Below are 19613 nucleotides of genomic sequence, written 5' to 3'. Positions count from 1 at the left end.
TTTCATAAGTAAATAATAAGATTATTAGAAAATTTATAAGCGTGTTGTTGCTGAACAATAGCGCTATTGGGGAAGCCACGGAAGACGAAAAGGGGAGGGATGCGAAGCGGCTCGAAAACGCCTCTGTCAGGCGACAGAGGCAAACAAAAATTATGGATTACGCGTCGAGATTCTCCACGTTCTCAAAGGCGGCGTAGAGCGTTTGCGGCGTCAGCGTTACCGGTAAGTTGACTGTCGCAGCGCGGGTCAGCCGTACTGACGCACTCTCGCCACCAGCTCTTCTGCGCTGTCGATGCGCCCGGCAATCACGATTAATGCCTTGCCCAGCTGAATGGCGTGGCGCAGGCATTCGTTGCGCATGGCCTCATCGGCGATGGTGTCGATGTCCGCGACGTGCGACAGCCCAACGCTGCGGCGGATAAGCTCGGTGCCGCAGAAGCCCACCGCATCCTGCCATACTTTGCCCAAAAACGCGGACGCATAGCCCGGCCAGGCCAGCGCCGCATCGCGGGATTTGGCCTCCGCCAGCGCCAGAAACTCCCCGCGAAAGGTCGTCCACAGCTGCTGAATATCGCTCAGGCGCTGCTCGCGGGCGGCGGCGGCATCGCGAATGCCCAGCTGTCCCGGCAGGCCGCAGTAGTTCAGCAGCAGGTTGCCGATGGCGGTCCCCACGTCGAAGCCTATCGGACCGTAGTAGCCGAACTCGGCGTCAATGGCCTTCAGGCTGTTCCCGGCCACGAAAACGGAGCCGCTGTGGATATCGCCGTGCAGTAACGCTTCGGCGTGTGACAAGAAGCGGTGCTTGAGCGACGCGACCGCGGTCTTTAGCGCGTCGTCATTACGCAGGGCCGCGACATCCGCCTCCAGCGCCGCGGGGTAGCTGTTGCGTTCGTGGATCTGGTAGGGGTCGTTGAAGAACAGATCCTCTGTTATCTCGCACATCTCCGGGTTAATGAACTGCGCCACCCGAGCTTTCTTTTCATGCGGATGCAGGTAAAAGTCGCTGGTATGAAACAGGGTATGCGCCAGGTAGCGGCCCAGCTGGCGCGCGGCCTGCGGGTAGTAGACGCCTTTGATGAGCTCCCCGCGCCAGATGCGGTGATCGGAGAGATCTTCCATCACCATTACCGCCAGCGCCGGGTCAAAGTGGTGGATTTTTACCGTGTGCTGCGGGCTGTGGCGGTAGTGCTCGACCAGGGTTTGCGCCTCGAGGCGCGCGCGGTCCAGGGTCAGCGGCCAGGACTCGCCGACGCAGCGGACATAGGGTAGCGCCTGCTTAACGATGATGCGGCTGACGCCGTGGGTATCGAAAATTTTGAAGACCAGGTTGAGGTTGCCGTCGCCGACCTCCTGCGCTGACGTCAGGTCTGACGGGTTATCCAGGCCGCCATATTGTTGCGCGTAGGCCACAGCATCGTGGGCGGTGAAGGTATGGTATTGCGACATTGCCTCGATCCTCATCATTCAGAAATAAAGCCATTCAGACGTCTATACATCCGAATTCCATCCTGACACAATGCAATACAACAACGCAACATGGATTTAACGACATGCATACATTACAAACCACCAGCCTGCGGATCCGCGATAACGCGCTCTTTATTCTTGACCAGCAGGCGCTGCCGCAGGAAAAGCGCTGGCTGGACGCCAGCACCGTCGAGGCGCTGGTGGGGCACATTCATGCCCTGCGGGTGCGCGGCGCGCCGCTGATTGGCCTCTCCGCCAGCCTGCTGCTGGCGCTGCTGGCAGAGCAGGGGCATTCACGCGATGCACTGCTGCATGCGCTGGAAACGCTGCGCGCGTCGCGTCCGACGGCGGTGAACCTGATGAACAATCTCGACCGCATGAAGCTCGCGCTGCGCGAAGAGGGGTTTGTGGCGGCGCTGGTGACGGAAGCCTTGCGGTTGGTCGAGGAGGATAAAGCCCTGTGCGACGGCATCGCCCGCGCCGGCAGCGCGCTGGTAAAACCCGGCAGCCGCCTGCTGACCCACTGCAATACCGGCGGGCTGGCGACGGCGGGCGTCGGGACAGCGCTGGGAGTTATTCAGCAGGCGCATCGGCAGGGAAAGGTGGCGAACGTCTGGGTGGATGAGACGCGTCCGCTGTTGCAGGGCGGACGTCTTACCGCATGGGAGCTTGGCGAGCTGGGCGTACCCTATCAGCTGATTACCGACTCAATGGCCGCCAGCCTGATGGCGAAGGGGCTGGTGGACGCGGTGTGGGTTGGCGCTGACCGTATTGCCGCGAACGGTGATGTGGCCAATAAGATTGGCACCTATTCGCTGGCGGTACTGGCGAAATTCCACGGCATCCCGTTTTACGTCGCCGCGCCGCGCACCACGCTTGACCCGCATTGCCCGAACGGCGAGGCTATCCCCATCGAGCAGCGGGCGGCGGCTGAGGTCACCGGCGCTGCCGGCAGCTTTGGCGCCGTACGGTGGACGCCGCCGGATGCTCAGGTGTACAACCCGGCATTTGACGTGACCCCCGCGACGCTTATCAGCGGCTGGGTGCTGGACAGCGGAATCGTGACGCCGGAAGAGGTGGAGAAAGGGGTTTTTGCTATCGCGAGGTAACAGCAGACGGGCGGTTGACGTTCTCCCTTCCACCTATGGCGCGCGGTTCATCCTTAGCTTTCTTACCACCGGCGCCCCCTGCGCATCGATATAACGCTCGGGCCAGATGCTTTCGGGCTCGACGTCAAGCGCTTGCGCAATGATCGATTCCCCCTTTGGCCAGGGACGATACAGCGCATTGGCAAGCGTGGAGGATGAAAGCCCGGCCCTGCGCGACAGCGCCGCGAGACTGGTCCCGCGCTTCTTGAGCGCCGCAATAATGTCGGCGTGATGCCAGTTTTGCCGGTCCATTGTGTTCTCCTTACACGTGGTCGTTACGTGTTCAATTATCCCGCTTTGGGATAAAAAGACAACGCGCGGATATTCGATTTCCGGATATTACTCAGGAATCGGACTCATGGCCTCTGTTTACTCGGACGACTATCAGCGCGTTATTCGCGCGCTTAAAAAAGCGCGAAAGGAACGGAGGATTACGCAGGCGCAGCTCGCAGAGGCCTTAGGCAAACCGCAGTCATTTATTGCCAAAGTAGAGAGCGGTGAGCGTCGGCTGGATGTGGTGGAGTTTGTGCATCTGTCGCGGCTGGTGGGCATTGTGCCGGAGGTCGTGCTTGACGGCATCGGGAAAAATATCAGGCTGCTTGAGCCTGCGGATAAATGAAGAGAAAAGGTCGGTGACGATGTTTTTTCGATCGCCAAATCGTTAGCCGGATCCCTCTTTGCAATGGTAAAGAGGGAACGCCGTGTTCACGCCAGGCGCGGGTAGCCGTCCGCAATACTGCTGCCGGTAAACTGCGCTATCCAGCCTTCGGGGTTATCGAAAACGCGAATTGCGGTAAAGTTCGGTTCAGACCCCATATCAAACCAGTGCGGGGTGCCCGCCGGGACGGAGATCAGGTCATTTTTCTCACACAGCACCTGATACACCTCGTTGCCGATATGCAGGCAAAAAAGACCTGCGCCCTCCACGAAGAAGCGCACCTCGTCTTCGCCGTGGGTATGTTCGCTCAGGAACTTCTCGCGCAGCGCCGCTTTCTGCGGGTTGTCGGCGCGCAGGCTGATAACGTCCCAGCTCTGATAGCCTTTTTCCGCCACCAGTGTGGCAATAGCGTGCTGATAAGCCGCGAGCACGGCGTCCGGCGTCGGGTTATCGCCGAGAGCCTGGTCCGCCTGCCAGCGCTCAAAGCGCACGCCTTTGGCGCTGAGCTGCCGGGCGATTTTCTGGGCGTCGGTACCGTGCCAGGTCGGCTGGCTGGCGTCATTATCGGAAAAAATCGTCAGTGCGCTCATGAGGGAATCTGCTCCGGATGAATATCGTCAAAACGATGAACCTGGTGATGGTGGCTGGCGGCATCGCCGTCGCCGCGAACTAACTGCAACGTCCGAAAACCGGCCTGTTCGGCGGCGTCCAGCTCCTGATGGATATCAGAAAGGAACAGGATTTGCGCGGGCGAATGGCCGAGGCTGGCGGCGATATTCTGGTACGACTGCACCTCGCGCTTAGCGCCGATGTGCGTGTCAAAATAGCCGCTGAACAGAGAGGTAATATCACCCTCGTCGCTGTAGCCAAATAACAGTTTCTGCGCCGCAACGGAGCCTGAAGAATAAACATACAGATCAAGACCCTGCGCCTTCCATTTCTCCAGTGAGGGCAGCACGTCGGGGTACAGGTGACCGCGAAAGTCGCCGTTGACGTAGCCATCCTGCCAGATAATACCCTGCAGCGCTTTGAGCGCCGTAGACTTGCGATCTTCGTCCATAAAGGCGAGCAGCGTCGCGATAAGCTCTGCGGCGGTGGCGTCCGGGCGGGTGATTTCCGCGCGCAGGTTATCGAGGATGGTACTGACCGGCTCAACGAACTGCTGGGCGTTGACGAACGCCGCAAGACGCTCGCGGGCGTAGGGAAACAGCACGTTATGAACGAAGCGAATATCGCTGGTAGTACCCTCAATATCGGTCACGATCGCGCGGATCATAATGTCTCCAGTTGGCGTAAGCGCAGTTCGCACTCAAATAAAAATTCCAGCCCTTCGAGATGACGGCGGGCCTCGGCCACATCGCGTCCCCAGCAGGTCAGGCCGTGGCCGCGTAGCAAGAAGCCGTAGCTCAGCGGGCGCGTGCGGGCGTAGTCTTCAATACGTCCGGCAAGGGCGGCAATATCCTGATCGTTATCGAAAACCGGAATTCGTACGGCGTCAAGGTGGCTGGTCTGGCCGCGCAGCGATTTTTGCATTTCGTAGCCCTGCAGCACCAGCTCGGCGGATTTTTCGATACGAGAGAGGATAGTGGCATTGACTGTGTGGACGTGCAATACCGCGCCCGCCTGCGGAAACAGGCGATAGATAAGCGTATGCAGCCCGGTTTCTGCCGACGGCTTGCGGCCGGACGGCGCGTGGTTGGTGGCTATCTCTACCGGTAAGAAGTCTTCTGGCGTCAGGCTGCCCTTGTCTTTACCGGATTCGCTCAGCCAGCAGGTGAGTTCATCTTCGCGAACGGACATATTGCCGCCGGTCGCGGGCGCCCAGCCTTTGGCGCCAATCCAGTGACAGGCCCCGACAAGGGCGGTGAGCTGCAGGTTGTTGGTCATCTTTTCCTTTCTCCGGCGGTCAGGAATATTGCTATCGTTTAGACGTCTAAGCGTCTTGATTGCCAAATATTAACATCGTGTTATAGTGGCATCAACAACAGCATTACAACTGGTCAACACTAAAATGAGCAATAACCCTCTGATCCCACAAAGCAAATTGCCCAGTCTGGGCACTACTATTTTTACGCAAATGAGCGCGCTGGCGCAGCAGCACCAGGCCATCAACCTGTCGCAAGGGTTTCCGGACTTCGACGGCCCACGCTATTTGCAGGAGCGGCTGGCGCATCACGTCAGCCAGGGGGCGAACCAGTACGCGCCGATGACCGGCGTGCAGGCGCTGCGTGAGGCGATTGCGCAGAAAACGGCGGCGCTGTATGGTCATGCGCCGGACGCCAATAGCGATATTACGGTGACCGCCGGAGCAACCGAGGCGCTGTACGCCGCGATTACCGCGCTGGTGCGCCAGGGCGATGAGGTTATCTGTTTTGACCCCAGCTACGACAGCTATGCGCCTGCCATCGCGCTTTCCGGCGGGGTGGTGAAGCGTATTGCCCTGACGCCGCCGCATTTTCGCGTCGACTGGCAGGCGTTTGACGGGCTGCTGAGCGAGAAGACCCGGCTGGTTATCCTCAATACGCCGCACAACCCGTCGGCAACGGTGTGGCAAAAAGCCGATTTTGACGCGCTGTGGCAGGCGATTGTCGGGCGCGAGATTTATGTGCTGAGCGATGAGGTGTACGAACATATCTGCTTTGCCCGCGACGGCCACGCCAGCGTGCTGGCGCATCCGCAGCTGCGTGAGCGCGCGGTGGCGGTATCGTCGTTTGGCAAAACCTATCACATGACCGGCTGGAAAGTCGGGTACTGCGTCGCGCCCGCGGCCATTAGCGCTGAGCTGCGCAAGGTGCATCAGTATCTCACCTTTGCGGTAAACACCCCGGCCCAGCTGGCGCTGGCCGATATGCTGCGCGACGAGCCCGCGCACTATCGCGAGCTGCCGGCGTTTTACCGCGCGCGCCGGGATCTGTTTATTAACGCGCTGAGCCAGAGCCGGCTGGAGATCCTGCCGTGCGAAGGCACCTACTTCCTGCTGGCGGATTACAGCGCGATTTCCGATCTCGATGATGTGAGCTTCTGCCGCTGGCTGACGACCGAGGTCGGCGTAGCGGCGATTCCGCTGTCCGTCTTTTGCGCCGATCCGTTTCCGCACAAGCTGATTCGCCTGTGCTTTGCCAAGCAGCCGTCGACGCTGCTGGCGGCGGCCGAACGGCTGTGTCGGCTATAGCTATTTCACCGTCCACGCCTGAGAGAACTGGCGGTCGGCAAACAGGTCGAGCAGGCCGCTCATCTGGCGCAGGCGCAGTACTTCGTCGGCATCCATTCCGAGCTCGGCGCTGATTTTTTCATCGCTCCAGCCAAGCTGCGCCAGCTCGCGGACAATATCCGCCATCGCATTGATTTGATGGCGCCCGCGGGCGCGGTTATGGCGGATAGTCGACGCCATGCGCCCGCTGGTTTCTGACGATTTTTCTGACAGGCAGCTCACCGGAACGTAGCCCTTAAGCTGACGTTTAAGCGTAGCTTTGGATTTCGCCAGCGCGTGGCGGTGAAAGCCATCGACGATTTCATAATGATCTTTTTGCCGGTAAACCACCACCGGTTGGGTGAAGCCGTCGGCCTCCAGCGATTTTTGCAGCAGCCTTTTCTCCGGCGGCGCCACGTTGTTCGGGTTATAGCTGTTGGGCGTGACCTGCTCCTGTTTCACCCATAATACGCAATCGACCGGGTTTTCTTTAAAGGGGCTATGCGCGTGGATGGCCTGACGAAGCTGATTAATCGCCTCAATGCGCTGGTCTTCGCAAAGCGACTCCAGAAGCTGGCCAATCTGTTCAATTATTGATTGTTGCATAGAATTCCCCACTGTTGGCGCTTTTGGTTCATACGTTCCCTATAGCGCTGATAGTTACCGGTTTTGGTCGGGCTGAAGGACAGCATGCGACACCAGTAATCGTTATTTAATAAGACTTTGCAGATTCTGCGCCACGACGGCACATCTTTTGAACCGGTATCGCCGTGCTGGCTGTCGGGAATGTCATCCATTCCCTTCTTTTGATACCAGTGCAGGTAGACGGCGATTTTGTTGCGGTAGTGCTCTGCGGTGGGCGGCGGCATGGTGTCGAGCAGGAACATGGCGTAGCTTTTCCAGCTGTGTTGCTCCGGTTTTTCCAGCTTGCGGTGGCCGTAAAACTGATTGTCATGCCCGGCGTAAACGCCGCCGCAGTGCGCGCCGCTGACCCGTTGGCACATCGCCGCCCAGCGTTCCGGCTCCAGAACGTGGTAGAGCCACAGTCCCTGGCGCTGTTCAGGGCCAAACGGTTCGCAGATGCGCATGTAGCGCAGCGGTACGCCGGCCTGGTACATCAGGTTGTAAAGCGGGTTGTAGCAGCTCTGCGTGCGGGCAAACCACGTCCAGATATCGGCCGTTTTCCAGTCATAAATGGGATAAACGTACCAGGCGTGGCCGCCGGGGGACATGCTGGTCCACGGTTTGTCGTCGGCAAAGCGCTGCTTGCGCTGTGAGGCTACGGCCAGGAAGCGGGTGTAGGATTCATCGGCGCGAATACCCACCAGCACCGCCGCAGGACGCTTTTGCGAAAACCACTCGGCGAAGTCGCGCACGAAGGTTTCGAACGTCATGCCGGGGCGGTAAAACGAGAAATACTCAGGGTCGGTGATGGCATCATCGGGCGCCTGGCGTACCCACTGCATCCCGGGCTCCCAGCACTGCCATTCCGGCGTAAACTGGGTCAGCGCGTTGGGCGTGGTCAGCGGCAGGGCGACCCAATAAAACGTCTCAATGACGTCCTGATACTGTTCGCGCATTTTCTGGCAATGATTAATGGTGCTGCTGAATTGCGCTTCCCAGTCGATGAATAATACGCTGAATCGCTTGCCGAGCTTTCTGGCCAACTGCCCGGTTAAATGCAGCATCACGGTAGAGTCTTTTCCGCCGGAAAATGAGACGCAGACCTTATCGAAATTGTTCAGCACCCACGTAATACGCTCCTCGCCAGCGTCCTTTACAGAGGCGTCGAGTGGGTATTTGAAAACAGACATGGCAACAATCCCTGGTTGGCTGATATGATATTGTTAATTTTAAAAGTATATAAAAAACAACAATGAGTAAACGACTTTATTGATGTATTAACTATATTAATATATCAATAAGAATTTATATTTATAGTAAATCTTTGTGCGAAAGTTCTTAATTTTTGCGCCGGTGTTTCTTAAAGAACGCTAATCCTGGAGATAAATTCGGCAAAGCTGGTATTGTTCAGCGAAGTCCGGTTATAAATCATGTACAGCGTCACCGTTGGCGAAGGGACGGGCGTTAATAACGCTTTTAACTGCAGAAAATCTTTAAAATACTCATACACAAGGTCAGGGAGAAAACCGACAAGGTCGCTGTTGCTGATCATGTTCATCAGCGCAAAGACCGAGCTGCTGCGAAACGAAACCTTTCGCTCCTGAAAATAGGGGTGGCTATCTACCTGAATGGATTTAAGTATTGGGTCATCCACCACGTAAGAGACTGTGCTTTCCGACAACAGTTGTTCCAGCGTCACCGTTTCTTTCAGGCGAGGGTGGGCGCGTCGGCATATGGGAATCAGCCTGAAAGACTGCAGCGGCTGGCAGACGACGGAGAGATTGGTCGACGGCGTTGTGGTGATGACCAAATCGGCTTTACGGTAATTGAGCAAATCCTCTGCGCTTTGCTGGGCGATAAGCATATCGTGATGTTCAATAAGCAAATTGGGCTCTTGCTCGAAAATATTGAACAGGTTTTTTACAGGGTCAAGGATAATGAGCTGCGGCGCATAGACGATAAATTTTCTGGCCAGGTCGGTTCGGCTCATTAGCTGAAGCGTTTTTTCGATCTGATTTAAATTATTGTCCAGGTGGTGATGCAAATTCACCGCAATGGTTGTCGGCGTGATCCCTTTTCCCGCACGGATAAACAGCGGATCATTAAGCTGGGTGCGCAGGCGCTGTAGCGACTGGCTCACGGCTGAGGGGGTGATAAACAGGGATTCCGCGGCTTTGCTGATGCTGAGGTGCTGATAAATACATTCGAAAATAACCAATAAATTCAGGTCGAACTTTTTAAGATCGTAGAGGTTTGCCATTTTTTTTGTCCTTGTTAATTTGCAACTATTGATAATAAATATAGCTTGCAATTGAGTTATTCACATCCATGCTTTTTGTTTAACTTAAAGGTCAATGAAAGCCTGCTTAATATATATGTAAAAAAATGTTTTATCCAGCGCCGGGGCGCGTCGGGCAACCATTCTTTGAGAGAATTTTATCACCCGACGTTATTGATTTAATCGCTGCCCATCATCGCATGCAGGCTGGTGCTATCCGGAAGGCCAACAACCTGCTGTAATTGTTTAGCATCATTCATATAATAAATGGCTGGAGTGACTGCCGCCCCTAAATCAATAAGGATTTTTTTATTATCATTGAGGATTTTTAGCTTATCCGGAGCGATAAGACGCGAGACTTCAGGGACAATTTTTCCTGAGGACTGCTCGTAGTCACGCCATGTTTTCGCCGGGTCCATTGACGAAAGGATCGCGGCCGCCGTCGCCGGGCTATCCGGTTTAATTACGCCAACGAGTAATGTTCGAATTTGCACTTTTCCTGAGTCTATCCATGGACGCGACTGCTGCCAGAACTGCCGACAGTAGGGGCAAAAGGGGTCTGTAAAGAGATAGATAATCCGTGGCGCGTCTTTTTTGCCATCAAGCAGCCAGTGCGCTTGCTCCATCCGTTGCCAGATTGCCTGTTCTTCGCTATTGCTGGCCGTATTTTGCGTGGCCGAGGGAGTTTGACCGGCGTCGGCAGACAGTGCTTGCGTGCTGACGAGGAGAGGTAGCAGGGTGAGAAAAAGTGCGAGCTTACGCATGGGAACACCTTGTGAAGCAGGTAAATAACAGTGTGAACGGCTGAACCTATCACAACCATAGATAAGACCCGGGGTGCTGCAATTGCGCTTCGCCAGAGCGGATGCTGTAATCCTTCACGCTGTGACAGCCTTACCTGTAAGGTCATGCAGAGCGCAACACATCGCCAGCAGATGCTGGCACTGAAAGCCCTCAGGGGCTTCAGGTAACGGGGCCATCTGCAAAGGTGGCCTTTTTACTTTAGCTGACATTGTGCGCATGTGCCGGGCTCGCGGGATAAGCGTATATAAAGATTCACAAAGTAATTCGCCGCGCATTGTTAGCCAGCGCTTATTGATTTGATAAAGGAAACGCATTAGCCGAAGCGGGGAAAGTTAGTTACCTTAGCCCTCAACGAAAACATGGAGGAAGTACAGATGTCTTTAATTAATACCAAAATCAAACCTTTCAAAAACCAGGCGTTCAAAAACGGTGAATTCGTCGAAGTTACCGAGAAAGATACCGAAGGTCGCTGGAGCGTCTTCTTCTTCTACCCGGCTGACTTCACGTTCGTTTGCCCGACCGAACTGGGTGACGTCGCGGACCACTACGACGAACTGCAGAAACTGGGCGTAGACGTGTACTCGGTTTCTACCGATACCCACTTTACCCACAAAGCGTGGCACAGCAGCTCCGACACTATCGCGAAAATCAAATACGCGATGATCGGCGACCCGACCGGCGCGCTGACTCGTAACTTCGACAACATGCGTGAAGATGAAGGCCTGGCCGATCGCGCAACCTTCGTTGTTGACCCGCAGGGCATCATCCAGGCTATCGAAGTGACCGCTGAAGGTATCGGCCGCGATGCGTCTGACCTGCTGCGCAAAATCAAAGCGGCGCAGTATGTGGCTTCCCACCCAGGCGAAGTGTGCCCGGCTAAGTGGAAAGAAGGCGAAGCTACGCTGGCGCCATCACTGGACCTGGTCGGTAAGATTTAAGTCAGATAGGCCCGGCGGCGCTGCGCTTGCATGGGCCTGCAACATCACAGGCCGGGTCACGAAGTACCACCCGGCGCTCCACGGGTGCATCGCACCCGTTTTTTCCAGCACCATGATGCAAGTTGCATTCAGGCAGCCGGCGTAAGGCCGCTTGCATGATGATGTTTTTAGAGAGGGAAGAATAATGCTCGACACGAATATGAAAACCCAGCTCAGGGCTTACCTTGAGAAACTGACCCGGCCTGTTGAGCTGATTGCCACGCTGGACGACAGCGCTAAATCGGCAGAGATCAGGGAGCTGCTGGCTGAAATCGCCGAACTGTCAGCAAAAGTCACCTTTAAAGAAGATAACGCTCTGGCGGTACGTAAACCCTCTTTCCTGATTACCAATCCGGGGTCTGACCAGGGGCCGCGCTTCGCCGGTTCTCCGCTGGGGCATGAGTTTACCTCGCTGGTGCTGGCGCTGCTGTGGACCGGCGGTCATCCGTCGAAAGAAGCGCAGGCGCTGCTGGAGCAGATTCGCGATCTTGACGGTGATTTCGAGTTTGAAACCTATTATTCGCTCTCCTGTCACAACTGTCCGGACGTGGTGCAGGCGCTGAACCTGATGGCAGTGCTCAACCCACGCATTAAGCATACGGCGATTGACGGCGGTACGTTCCAGAACGAGATCACCGATCGCAACGTAATGGGCGTTCCGGCGGTCTTTATGAACGGCAAGGCGTTCGGCCAGGGCCGTATGACCCTGACGGAAATCGTCGCCAAAGTGGATACCGGCGCGGAGAAACGTGCAGCAGAGGCGCTGAACCAGCGCGACGCCTACGATGTGCTGATCGTCGGCTCCGGCCCGGCGGGTGCGGCGGCGGCGATTTACTCCGCCCGTAAAGGTATTCGTACCGGGCTGATGGGCGAGCGCTTTGGCGGTCAGGTGCTGGATACTGTGGACATAGAGAACTATATCTCGGTACCGAAAACGGAAGGCCAGAAGCTGGCGGGCGCGCTCAAGCAGCACGTGTCCGACTATGACGTCGACGTCATTGACGCCCAGAGCGCGCGCAAGCTGACGCCTGCTGCCGTTGAAGGCGGTTTGCACCATCTTGAGACGGTCTCCGGCGCGGTGCTTAAGGCGCGCAGCATTATCATTGCCACCGGGGCAAAATGGCGCAACATGAACGTGCCGGGCGAAGATCAGTACCGTACGAAAGGCGTGACCTATTGCCCGCACTGCGACGGCCCGCTGTTTAAAGGCAAGCGAGTGGCGGTCATCGGCGGCGGTAACTCCGGCGTTGAGGCGGCGATCGATCTGGCCGGTATTGTCGAGCACGTGACCCTGCTGGAGTTTGCCCCGGAGATGAAGGCCGACCAGGTGCTGCAGAATAAAGTCCGCAGCCTGAAAAACGTCGATATCATCCTCAATGCGCAGACTACCGAAGTGAAGGGCGACGGCAGCAAAGTGACCGGTCTTGACTACCGTGACCGCGTTAGCGGCGACGCGCATCATGTCGCGCTGTCGGGCATTTTTGTTCAGATTGGCCTGTTGCCGAACACGAACTGGCTGGAAGGCGCCATTGAGCGCAACCGCATGGGCGAAATCATCGTCGATGCAAAATGCGAAACCAGCGTGAAGGGCGTGTTCGCGGCGGGCGACTGCACCACCGTTCCGTACAAGCAGATAATCATCGCCACCGGCGAAGGCGCAAAAGCCTCCCTCAGCGCATTTGATTATTTGATTCGTACCAAAACGGCATAAAAAAGAAAGTAAGACGATACCTGCAATGTAAAGAGGCGACCTTCAGGTCGCCTCTTTTTTTTTACGCTAGCGTTAACGCACAACCAGCACCGGAATATGCGCATGGCGGATCACGTTCGAGGCGTTGGAACCCAGCAGGTGCGTGGTGATAGAAGGGTTGCGGGAACCGATAACCACAACGTCCGCATGCAGGTCTTCGGCGAGGTCGTTAACCGCATCGCGAATGTTGCCGAAGCTGACATGCAGCTTAATCCGGGACGGCTCAATGCTAAAGTGGGTGACCATAGTCTTCAGGCGCGTTTCAGCTTCCTGCTGTAAATGCTCTTCAAAACGGCGCAAATCCGCCGCAAAACGGCTCATCGTCATGCTGGCGGAGCCGGGTAGCACATGCAGAAGATGAATAACGCCGTCCTTCTGCGCCATAAACTCCGCGTGGCGAATGGCCTTATCGCTCAACTCCATTTCAAAGACATCAACCGGCATAATGATCGTATGGTACATATGCTTTCCTCCTTGCGATTGTCGTTACTGTTATACAAACACATTATGCACATTTATTGTGTCATTCAGGTCGCAAATTTGTGATCTGTCGCAGGAGAGTAGTGCAAAATAGCGTCATGGCTGATGCGGAAAGAGGATGTATATACATCCTCTAAAAACGACGGGATTAACGGTGGAATTCGCCGGCCGCTTCCGGCTGATAGAGTAATTCCAGCACTTCAAGGTGGGTTGCGGTGCCGTTTGGCAGCTCCCAGTGAATAGTGCTGCCGACGCGCAGGCCCAGCAGCGCCGCGCCGACGGGCGCCAGAACGGACAGCTGCGTGCTGCTGTCGGTCATCTGCGTCGGGAAGACCAGCGTGCGCACGCGCTCTTCGCCGGTGGTAAGATCGCGGAATCTGACCTTGCTGTTCATGCTGACGACATCGTGCGGCATCGACTCCGGCGCACACATCTGGGCGCGGTCTAATTCGTCATTCAGCGCGTCGGCAACCGGTGAACTGGCCCATGCAGGTTGTTCCAGCAGGCGATCGATACGTTCCGCATCAAATTCGTTAATGATAATTGCGGGTCTGGTCATTGTTTACTCCATGTTATTCCAGGTACCAGTGTCCAAAAGAAAACCCTCGCCGGGGGAAGGCGAGGGTTTAATCGTTCGACCATCATACTGACTGAGGTCGAAAGTTTGAAGTGATTTAGCTCACATAAGAGGAGCATCCCGTCGATATCCGCGCTGGCAAAAAGGGGCTGGCGCGGGTTAACGATTAATAACCGACCTGATCGATAACAAACTGCTGTCCGCAGTTGCCGGGGTGCGGTTGCGCCAGCAGGGAGCCTTCCGACAGCGGCGCGTTAATGGCGCTGGCCTTGATGGCAATCTGCATTTCGGTCAGGTAAGCCGGATTACCGTTACAGGTCAGTTTGATGGCCTTGACGCCCTCCTGGCCGTAGCTTTTGGCGACGGCGCTATCGAAGTCGCTGCGGCTGACGGTTTTGCCGTAGTTGTCGGCGAGGAACGTTCCCAGCGCGCTCTGACGCACTTCGCCGTTCAGGCGCACCATCGTGCCGAAATAGGCATCGGGATCGAAACCGAAGCAGACGCCATGCTTGGCGTATTCATAGCGCTCAAGGCAGGATTTACCGCCGCTGCCAGGCATGACGTTGTTGAGTTTATTCGCCATTTCCAGCGATAAACCGGTTTCTGCCGCCGCGCATTTGCGGCTGGCGCGCACCTCCGGCATATTCGGCTCCGGGCGCGTGGCGCAGCCGTAGCGCATCCAGCGACGGTCGTCGACGCCGCGCGCGGCGATAGACTTCGGCAGCCCTGGCCACAGGCCATGCACGGTCAGAAAACTGGTCTTGTCGGCCACGTCTTTCTGTAAACGGCATTCTGGCGGCGCATCGTGATTACGATCGTACTGGCTCTGACAAAAACCGGTTTGCCAGGAGAGCGCCAGCACATAGCGGTCAAAATCGCCGTACTGGGTGGCCTGCAGCGGATCGGCTGATGCGGCAAAGGCGGGCAGCAGAGCAAAGGCAGGCAGCAGCGTGAGTGTCTTCCATCCGGGAGTCATTGGGGATATTCCTGTAAACCTGAATTGTTTTTATTAAATCACAAAAAAGGCCAGTGAGGAGGACTCACTGGCCTGGTCTGGCAGATTTATTACCGTACGATCAGTTCCATAGCGCCAGGATAGGCCAGCCGACCAGCAGCAGTAAGGAAATATAAATGACGCCAAAGATAGCGCCCAGGCGCCAGTAATCCCGTGACTTGACGTAGCCGCAGCCGTAGATAATAACGCCAGGGCCGGTGGCATACGGCGTCAGGCAGCCCATGATCCCGATAGACAGCACCAGCAGCAGGCAAAGTTGCTCCATCGGCACGCCCGGAATGCCTTTGCCGACGGCGAGGATCACCGGCAGCATGGTGGCGGTGTGGGCCGACAGGCTGGCGAACAGGTAGTGGGCAAAATAGAACACCAGCACCAGGACAATAACCGTCGCGGTAGGTGAAAAGCCTTCCAGGTGCGTGCTCATGGTGTCGGCAAACCATTTGATAAATCCTGAACGCGTCAGGCCGTTTGCCATCACCACCAGCGTGGCGAGGTTGACCAGCGTGTTCCAGGCGCCGTTGTATTTGGTTATCTCTTTCCATGGCACAACGTGAAGTGCCAGCATCAGGGATACCGCCAGCATCCCCACCGCCGTGGCGTCGATGAAATCACCACCGAAGACCCAGAGCGCCAGGCTTAACAGCACCAGACAGATAAGCGTTATCTCTTTTTTGCTCAGCGCGCCCATCTCTTTCAGCGCCTCGCGGGCCCAGCCGGAGACCTCGGCGCTGTGGGTGATTTCGGGCTTATACAGAACGTAGGAGAGCCAGGGGGCTATCACCAGCAGAATCAGGCCCACGGGCAGGAAGCCGAGGAACCACTGCAGCCAGCTTATCTGGATACCGGCGATTTTGCTGACAAACTCAAGGCCGAGCACGTTGGGCGCTGCGCCGGTGACGAACATCGACGAGCTGAGGCTGGTACTGATGACCATCATCCACATCAGGTAGCCGCCGATGCGGCGAGACGACGGATCGTTGGGGAACGAGTTAAACAGCGGCGGCAGGTTTTTGATAACCGGGAAGACGGTACCGCCGGTACGGGCAGTATTCGAGGGGGTAAACGGCGCCAGCAGGATATCGATAATCACGATAGCGTAACCCAGCGTCAGCGTGCGCTTGCCCATAAACTTGACCATAAACAGAGCAATACGGCGGCCAAGCCCGGTGACCTCATAGCCCAGCGCGAAGATAAACGCGCCAAATACCAGCCAGACCGTGGTGCTGGAAAAACCGGCCAGCCCCCACTTTAGCGCCTGCGCGCTGGCTTCAAAACCAGGCTTCGCCAGCTCTTTGGCGTCAAAGAGCAGGTACTGGCTGCCGATGACGCAGATCGTCACGGCGATAAAGCTGATCGCGGTAGCCGGGATGGGCTCGAGGATCATACCCACAATCATGGCGACAAACACGGCGAAATAGTGCCACGCCTGCGGCGGCATGCCGTCAGGCACGGGAATTAAAAACAATATAAACATCACAAACAGGGGGGCCAGCAACTTCCATATCTGGCCTTTTGTTAGGGACATAACCAATTCTCCATAAAGTTTTTTTTATCATTCATTGCGCACGCGCCATGGCGCGGGTTAACCCGACGTTGGGGCCAGAAGGGGGCTGGTCTGACGCGTCGAAAGGAGGCGTTGCAAATAATTCAGGGTGTCAGGCGGGACCATATGGGCAATGGTCTGCAGATCTTTTTTAACCAGTAATTTACGCACGCGAGAGGCGGAGACCGGTATGTCGAGGTAGCACAAACGCGGGATCTCGACTATCTCAACCGGCGGGAATTCCAGCGACGGCGTCTGCAGCCAGAACTGCATGTCGCGGTTGTACTGAGAAGTGACCTGACAAAATGGCTCGGTGCCGACAAAGCGGTGGGTGATGCCGAGCGCGGGGGCAATATACTGGCGAAATATTTTGAGATCGATTTCGGTGTAGCAGTGGTTGATGACGTTCTGCTCTTTAATGAAATAGCAGGGGAAGGTCGCCCGGGAGATGATATATTCCGAGCCCGGGTGCACCGTCAGCCCGCTGATGCCGCGGGTGCCTTCCAGCACCAGCGCCAGCCTGTCCTTGTACGGAAATCGCGACGTATCCTCTTTCACCAGAAACAGGTGCAGCCAGTCGCACTGCGCTGCGGCCTGCTCCACCAGGTAGCGATGCCCGTTGGTAAACGGGTTGGCGTTCATCACGATGCTGCCAATCTTCGCGCCCTCGTGTCGCTGTAACGAGAGCTGTTTGATATAGCGTCCAATGCTCGACGGGTTGTTTTCCATCAGCACCATGATGCCCGGTACGCGCACCAGGGTATAAAAGCCGCATTTGGCGAATAAGTCTTCGTTTTCCGTTTTGGTGTAAATAAACAGATGCGTTCTCTGCCATTCATACGCCAGATTAATTAATTCGGTTGCTAAGGTTAATGCCAGTCCTTCTCCCCGCGCGCTATCGCTGATGGCGACGCATTTAATAATATTTCCCGCCAGCCCGCCGCAGGCGATGAGTCGCCCGCTGCGGCTCAGGGTAATAAATTCCTCAATGGTAGTATCGATACGCAGATCATTCTCATTAAGGAATTGCGTAATGGCGGCGATTTTGTCGTTTTCAGAACGCCTGACGCGAGAAATCAAAAGGTTATCGAACATGTGGGATCCTGTATATGCATGACGGACGCGGTGCCTTTTTCATTATCAGGATCATAAAGAGGAATATGACGAGGGTATTTGAAGTTATCCACAAACAAACGTGTGGTTTATATGGTTTTTATTCCCGGTGTTTCCCGTGGAGATATTCTTCAGCGTTGATGCGTTTAAATAGAGAATGGTGGGTGGGGCGGGTAAAATAAGATAAACAAATTTATTACAATTTAAAAACGAATTTTTAAATATAGCGCGGGGAGAAAACGTCGGGGCGCGAAAATACGCCCCGACAATAATAGCCGCAATATTTCAGCCGCCGATAGCGGCGACGGACGGCACCAGCACTTCGGTGGCGACGATAACCACAATCAGGCCGACGATAACCGGCACGGAGGTGCGTTTTACCACCTCAAAGGGGGATATTTTCGCCATCCCGGCGACGGCGACCACGACGCCGGAGACCGGGGAGATCGTGCGGCCAAGGTTGGAGGCCTGCAGCATTGGGATCGACAGGTATGCCGGATTGATACCGGAGGAGTGCGCCAGTTTTGGGATCATCTCGACAAACGCGTAAAACGGCGCGTTACCGGAACCGGTGGTCATGGCCGCCAGCATCGTCAGCACGACCAGCACCAGCATCAGAATAATGCTGGCGGAGCCGAACGAGGTCGCGATGGAGATGAGGCTGTCGATAAAGCCGATGGTGCTTAAGCCCTGAGCAAAGACGCCCGCGGCCACCAGCAGCATGACGACGCTGGCAAAGGCGTCCGCCATGCCGCGATAGGCCACTTCCAGGCCAGCGAAAACCTTTTTAGTATCGAAACCGCGTATGAATTCCAGAATAGCGGCCAGCAGCATACAGAGTACCAGGATGGTAATAATGTGCAGTTCCGGGCCCCATTTGCCGTCAAAGACCAGCACGCCGAGAATGGGCGTAAACGGCAGGATGGCGTAAAACGCCGGTGCGGTGGTGGTAATTTCGCTGACGTCCAGCATCTCGTGGCTGATATTTTCTTTTTTATCCAGATAACGCTGCCAGAAGAAATGCGCCACCGCCATGCAGACGATTGCCGCAATTGAGATAGGCAGCGTAGTTTTAAAGGCAAAATCAATGAGCGGCATTTCCGCCGCTTTTGCCGCCAGCACAACGTCGCCGGATGTCGGAGAAAGAATTAACGCCGCCGGGGAGGCGCAAATCGCCGCCGCCGCGCCGCGGCTGATGCCGACGTTTACCATCACCGGGAACAGCGTTGCCATCAGCAGGACGCCAAGACCGGTGGCGGATGAAACGGCGAGCGACATCAGGCAGGCCAGGAAATAGGCCGCCACCATCAGCAAATAGGGCGAATTAATATAACGCAGCGGTTTGGAGGCCAGTTTCACTACCATGTCATTCGCGCCAATGTGCGTCATATAAGCGGCGAAACCACACAGCATCATGATCATCATGCCGAGATCGCCACCGCGGCTCATCAGCAAAATTTTAACATATTCAACGATATCAGTCGCGGAGTAGCCGGTGCTGGTGGCGCTGCCGGGGAGAACCTTGTGGCCCATCACCGCGCTGGCGATAAGCAATAACAGACCGCCGACAAATAAGACGCCGGTTGCGGAGTAACCTTTTATGATGTAGCGGGCGACGCCCACTATGACGACAACCCCGATAAGGAGTTCAAACAACGTTAGCATGATAGATCCCTGTGTGTCTGTTGCCCAAAGAATATTCTGTGCAAAAGCGATTTCAAAAAAAGAAGCTATGGAATGTGCCGAATAAACGCGCTGAACTTGCTGACGGAAATCAATAAACCGGCGAGCTGATACGCCCGCGAAAGTAAAACACAGCCGGTAATCACACTATATCTCTTTTGTCGTTGTCGAATTTTCGCTGTAAAAGATGCATAAATGAAAAAAAATTGTTACGTTAAAGTGTCTCTATATTCATAAGGCAATCTGAGTGCTTTATGAACCCAGGACGCGGGCATGACGTGAGAAAATGTAAGGATTGTCCCGCAA

Annotated in this window: 20 protein-coding genes; 5 read left to right on the top strand and 15 right to left on the bottom strand. The window is 55.9% G+C overall.

The features are described 5' to 3' along the window. Window positions 1-246 precede the first annotated feature (246 nt). Entirely contained in the window at window positions 247-1446 is a 1200-nt protein-coding gene (gene mtnK, locus ENTCL_RS15920; protein ID WP_013367168.1) for an S-methyl-5-thioribose kinase, read from the bottom strand. 104 nt (window positions 1447-1550) lie between these two features. On the opposite strand from mtnK, the gene mtnA reads away from it, so the two are divergent. Then, entirely contained in the window at window positions 1551-2576 is a 1026-nt protein-coding gene (gene mtnA / locus ENTCL_RS15915) for an S-methyl-5-thioribose-1-phosphate isomerase (protein WP_013367167.1), read from the top strand. A 33-nt stretch (window positions 2577-2609) separates the two neighbouring features. On the opposite strand, the gene ENTCL_RS15910 is transcribed toward mtnA, so the two are convergent. Next, on the bottom strand, window positions 2610-2867 hold the full coding sequence (locus tag ENTCL_RS15910) for a helix-turn-helix domain-containing protein (RefSeq protein WP_013367166.1): 258 nt from the start codon (window positions 2865-2867) through the stop codon (window positions 2610-2612). Between the two features lie 106 nt (window positions 2868-2973). On the opposite strand from ENTCL_RS15910, the gene ENTCL_RS15905 reads away from it, so the two are divergent. After that, window positions 2974-3234 carry a helix-turn-helix domain-containing protein gene (locus tag ENTCL_RS15905; RefSeq protein ID WP_013367165.1) on the top strand — a complete coding sequence of 87 codons (261 nt, stop codon included), beginning with the start codon at window positions 2974-2976 and terminating at the stop codon, window positions 3232-3234. An 86-nt stretch (window positions 3235-3320) separates the two neighbouring features. Here ENTCL_RS15905 and ENTCL_RS15900 read toward each other — a convergent pair whose 3' ends face one another. Genes ENTCL_RS15900 through ENTCL_RS15890 form a run of 3 tightly spaced genes read right to left on the bottom strand, consistent with a single transcriptional unit; the run spans window position 3321 to window position 5160 of the window. Further along, window positions 3321-3863 carry a 1,2-dihydroxy-3-keto-5-methylthiopentene dioxygenase gene (locus ENTCL_RS15900; RefSeq protein ID WP_013367164.1) on the bottom strand — a complete coding sequence of 181 codons (543 nt, stop codon included), beginning with the start codon at window positions 3861-3863 and terminating at the stop codon, window positions 3321-3323. After that, the gene (gene mtnC / locus ENTCL_RS15895) at window positions 3860-4549 is read right to left on the bottom strand and encodes an acireductone synthase (RefSeq protein ID WP_013367163.1); all 690 of its coding nucleotides are present in this window, start codon (window positions 4547-4549) and stop codon (window positions 3860-3862) included. Before mtnC ends, ENTCL_RS15900 begins: the two co-directional genes overlap by 4 nt. After that, window positions 4546-5160: a methylthioribulose 1-phosphate dehydratase gene (locus ENTCL_RS15890; RefSeq protein WP_013367162.1), complete on the bottom strand. Its 615-nt coding sequence runs from the start codon at window positions 5158-5160 to the stop codon at window positions 4546-4548. The genes mtnC and ENTCL_RS15890 overlap by 4 nt, the downstream gene beginning before the upstream one ends. A gap of 124 nt (window positions 5161-5284) precedes the next feature. Here ENTCL_RS15890 and ENTCL_RS15885 point away from each other — a divergent pair, with 124 nt between their 5' ends. After that, window positions 5285-6445 carry a pyridoxal phosphate-dependent aminotransferase gene (locus tag ENTCL_RS15885; RefSeq protein WP_013367161.1) on the top strand — a complete coding sequence of 387 codons (1161 nt, stop codon included), beginning with the start codon at window positions 5285-5287 and terminating at the stop codon, window positions 6443-6445. Here ENTCL_RS15885 and ENTCL_RS15880 read toward each other — a convergent pair whose 3' ends face one another. The 4 genes from ENTCL_RS15880 to dsbG form a co-directional block, all read right to left on the bottom strand. Continuing rightward, window positions 6446-7069: an IbrB-like domain-containing protein gene (locus ENTCL_RS15880; RefSeq protein ID WP_013367160.1), complete on the bottom strand. Its 624-nt coding sequence runs from the start codon at window positions 7067-7069 to the stop codon at window positions 6446-6448. Further along, entirely contained in the window at window positions 7054-8277 is a 1224-nt protein-coding gene (locus ENTCL_RS15875) for a phosphoadenosine phosphosulfate reductase (protein WP_013367159.1), read from the bottom strand. The genes ENTCL_RS15880 and ENTCL_RS15875 overlap by 16 nt, the downstream gene beginning before the upstream one ends. 170 nt (window positions 8278-8447) lie before the next feature. Then, the gene (citR, locus tag ENTCL_RS15870; protein ID WP_013367158.1) at window positions 8448-9347 is read right to left on the bottom strand and encodes a DNA-binding transcriptional repressor CitR; all 900 of its coding nucleotides are present in this window, start codon (window positions 9345-9347) and stop codon (window positions 8448-8450) included. A gap of 197 nt (window positions 9348-9544) precedes the next feature. Further along, complete coding sequence (gene dsbG / locus ENTCL_RS15865; RefSeq protein ID WP_013367157.1) at window positions 9545-10129, bottom strand: thiol:disulfide interchange protein DsbG; 585 nt, start codon at window positions 10127-10129, stop codon at window positions 9545-9547. A gap of 414 nt (window positions 10130-10543) precedes the next feature. Between dsbG and ahpC the strand changes: the two genes are divergently transcribed. Together ahpC and ahpF are read left to right on the top strand one after the other, a co-directional pair. Continuing rightward, entirely contained in the window at window positions 10544-11107 is a 564-nt protein-coding gene (ahpC, locus tag ENTCL_RS15860) for an alkyl hydroperoxide reductase subunit C (protein WP_013367156.1), read from the top strand. 184 nt (window positions 11108-11291) lie between these two features. Then, window positions 11292-12857 (top strand): alkyl hydroperoxide reductase subunit F, encoded by a 1566-nt coding sequence (gene ahpF, locus ENTCL_RS15855; protein ID WP_013367155.1) that lies wholly within the window; start codon window positions 11292-11294, stop codon window positions 12855-12857. A 72-nt stretch (window positions 12858-12929) separates the two neighbouring features. Here the strand turns inward: ahpF and uspG are convergent, their stop codons facing one another. The 6 genes from uspG to dcuC all read right to left on the bottom strand — a co-directional run bounded on the left by uspG (window position 12930) and on the right by dcuC (window position 19289). Then, a complete protein-coding gene (gene uspG / locus ENTCL_RS15850; protein WP_013367154.1) occupies window positions 12930-13358 on the bottom strand; it encodes a universal stress protein UspG in 429 nt (142 codons plus the stop codon). Window positions 13359-13524: 166 nt separating this feature from the next. Further along, the gene (rnk, locus tag ENTCL_RS15845; protein ID WP_013367153.1) at window positions 13525-13935 is read right to left on the bottom strand and encodes a nucleoside diphosphate kinase regulator; all 411 of its coding nucleotides are present in this window, start codon (window positions 13933-13935) and stop codon (window positions 13525-13527) included. A 184-nt stretch (window positions 13936-14119) separates the two neighbouring features. After that, on the bottom strand, window positions 14120-14929 hold the full coding sequence (gene rna / locus ENTCL_RS15840; RefSeq protein WP_013367152.1) for a ribonuclease I: 810 nt from the start codon (window positions 14927-14929) through the stop codon (window positions 14120-14122). A gap of 100 nt (window positions 14930-15029) precedes the next feature. Then, window positions 15030-16493: an anion permease gene (locus ENTCL_RS15835; RefSeq protein ID WP_013367151.1), complete on the bottom strand. Its 1464-nt coding sequence runs from the start codon at window positions 16491-16493 to the stop codon at window positions 15030-15032. Window positions 16494-16550: 57 nt separating this feature from the next. Beyond that, window positions 16551-17606, bottom strand: a complete 1056-nt coding sequence (gene citC / locus ENTCL_RS15830) for a [citrate (pro-3S)-lyase] ligase (protein WP_013367150.1) — start codon at window positions 17604-17606, stop codon at window positions 16551-16553. Between the two features lie 303 nt (window positions 17607-17909). Then, window positions 17910-19289: an anaerobic C4-dicarboxylate transporter DcuC gene (gene dcuC / locus ENTCL_RS15825; RefSeq protein ID WP_013367149.1), complete on the bottom strand. Its 1380-nt coding sequence runs from the start codon at window positions 19287-19289 to the stop codon at window positions 17910-17912. Between the last annotated feature and the right edge of the window lie 324 nt (window positions 19290-19613).

Source organism: [Enterobacter] lignolyticus SCF1, from assembly GCF_000164865.1.
Lineage (GTDB): Bacteria > Pseudomonadota > Gammaproteobacteria > Enterobacterales > Enterobacteriaceae > Enterobacter_B > Enterobacter_B lignolyticus.
This window is presented reverse-complemented; position numbering and strand designations above follow the sequence as displayed.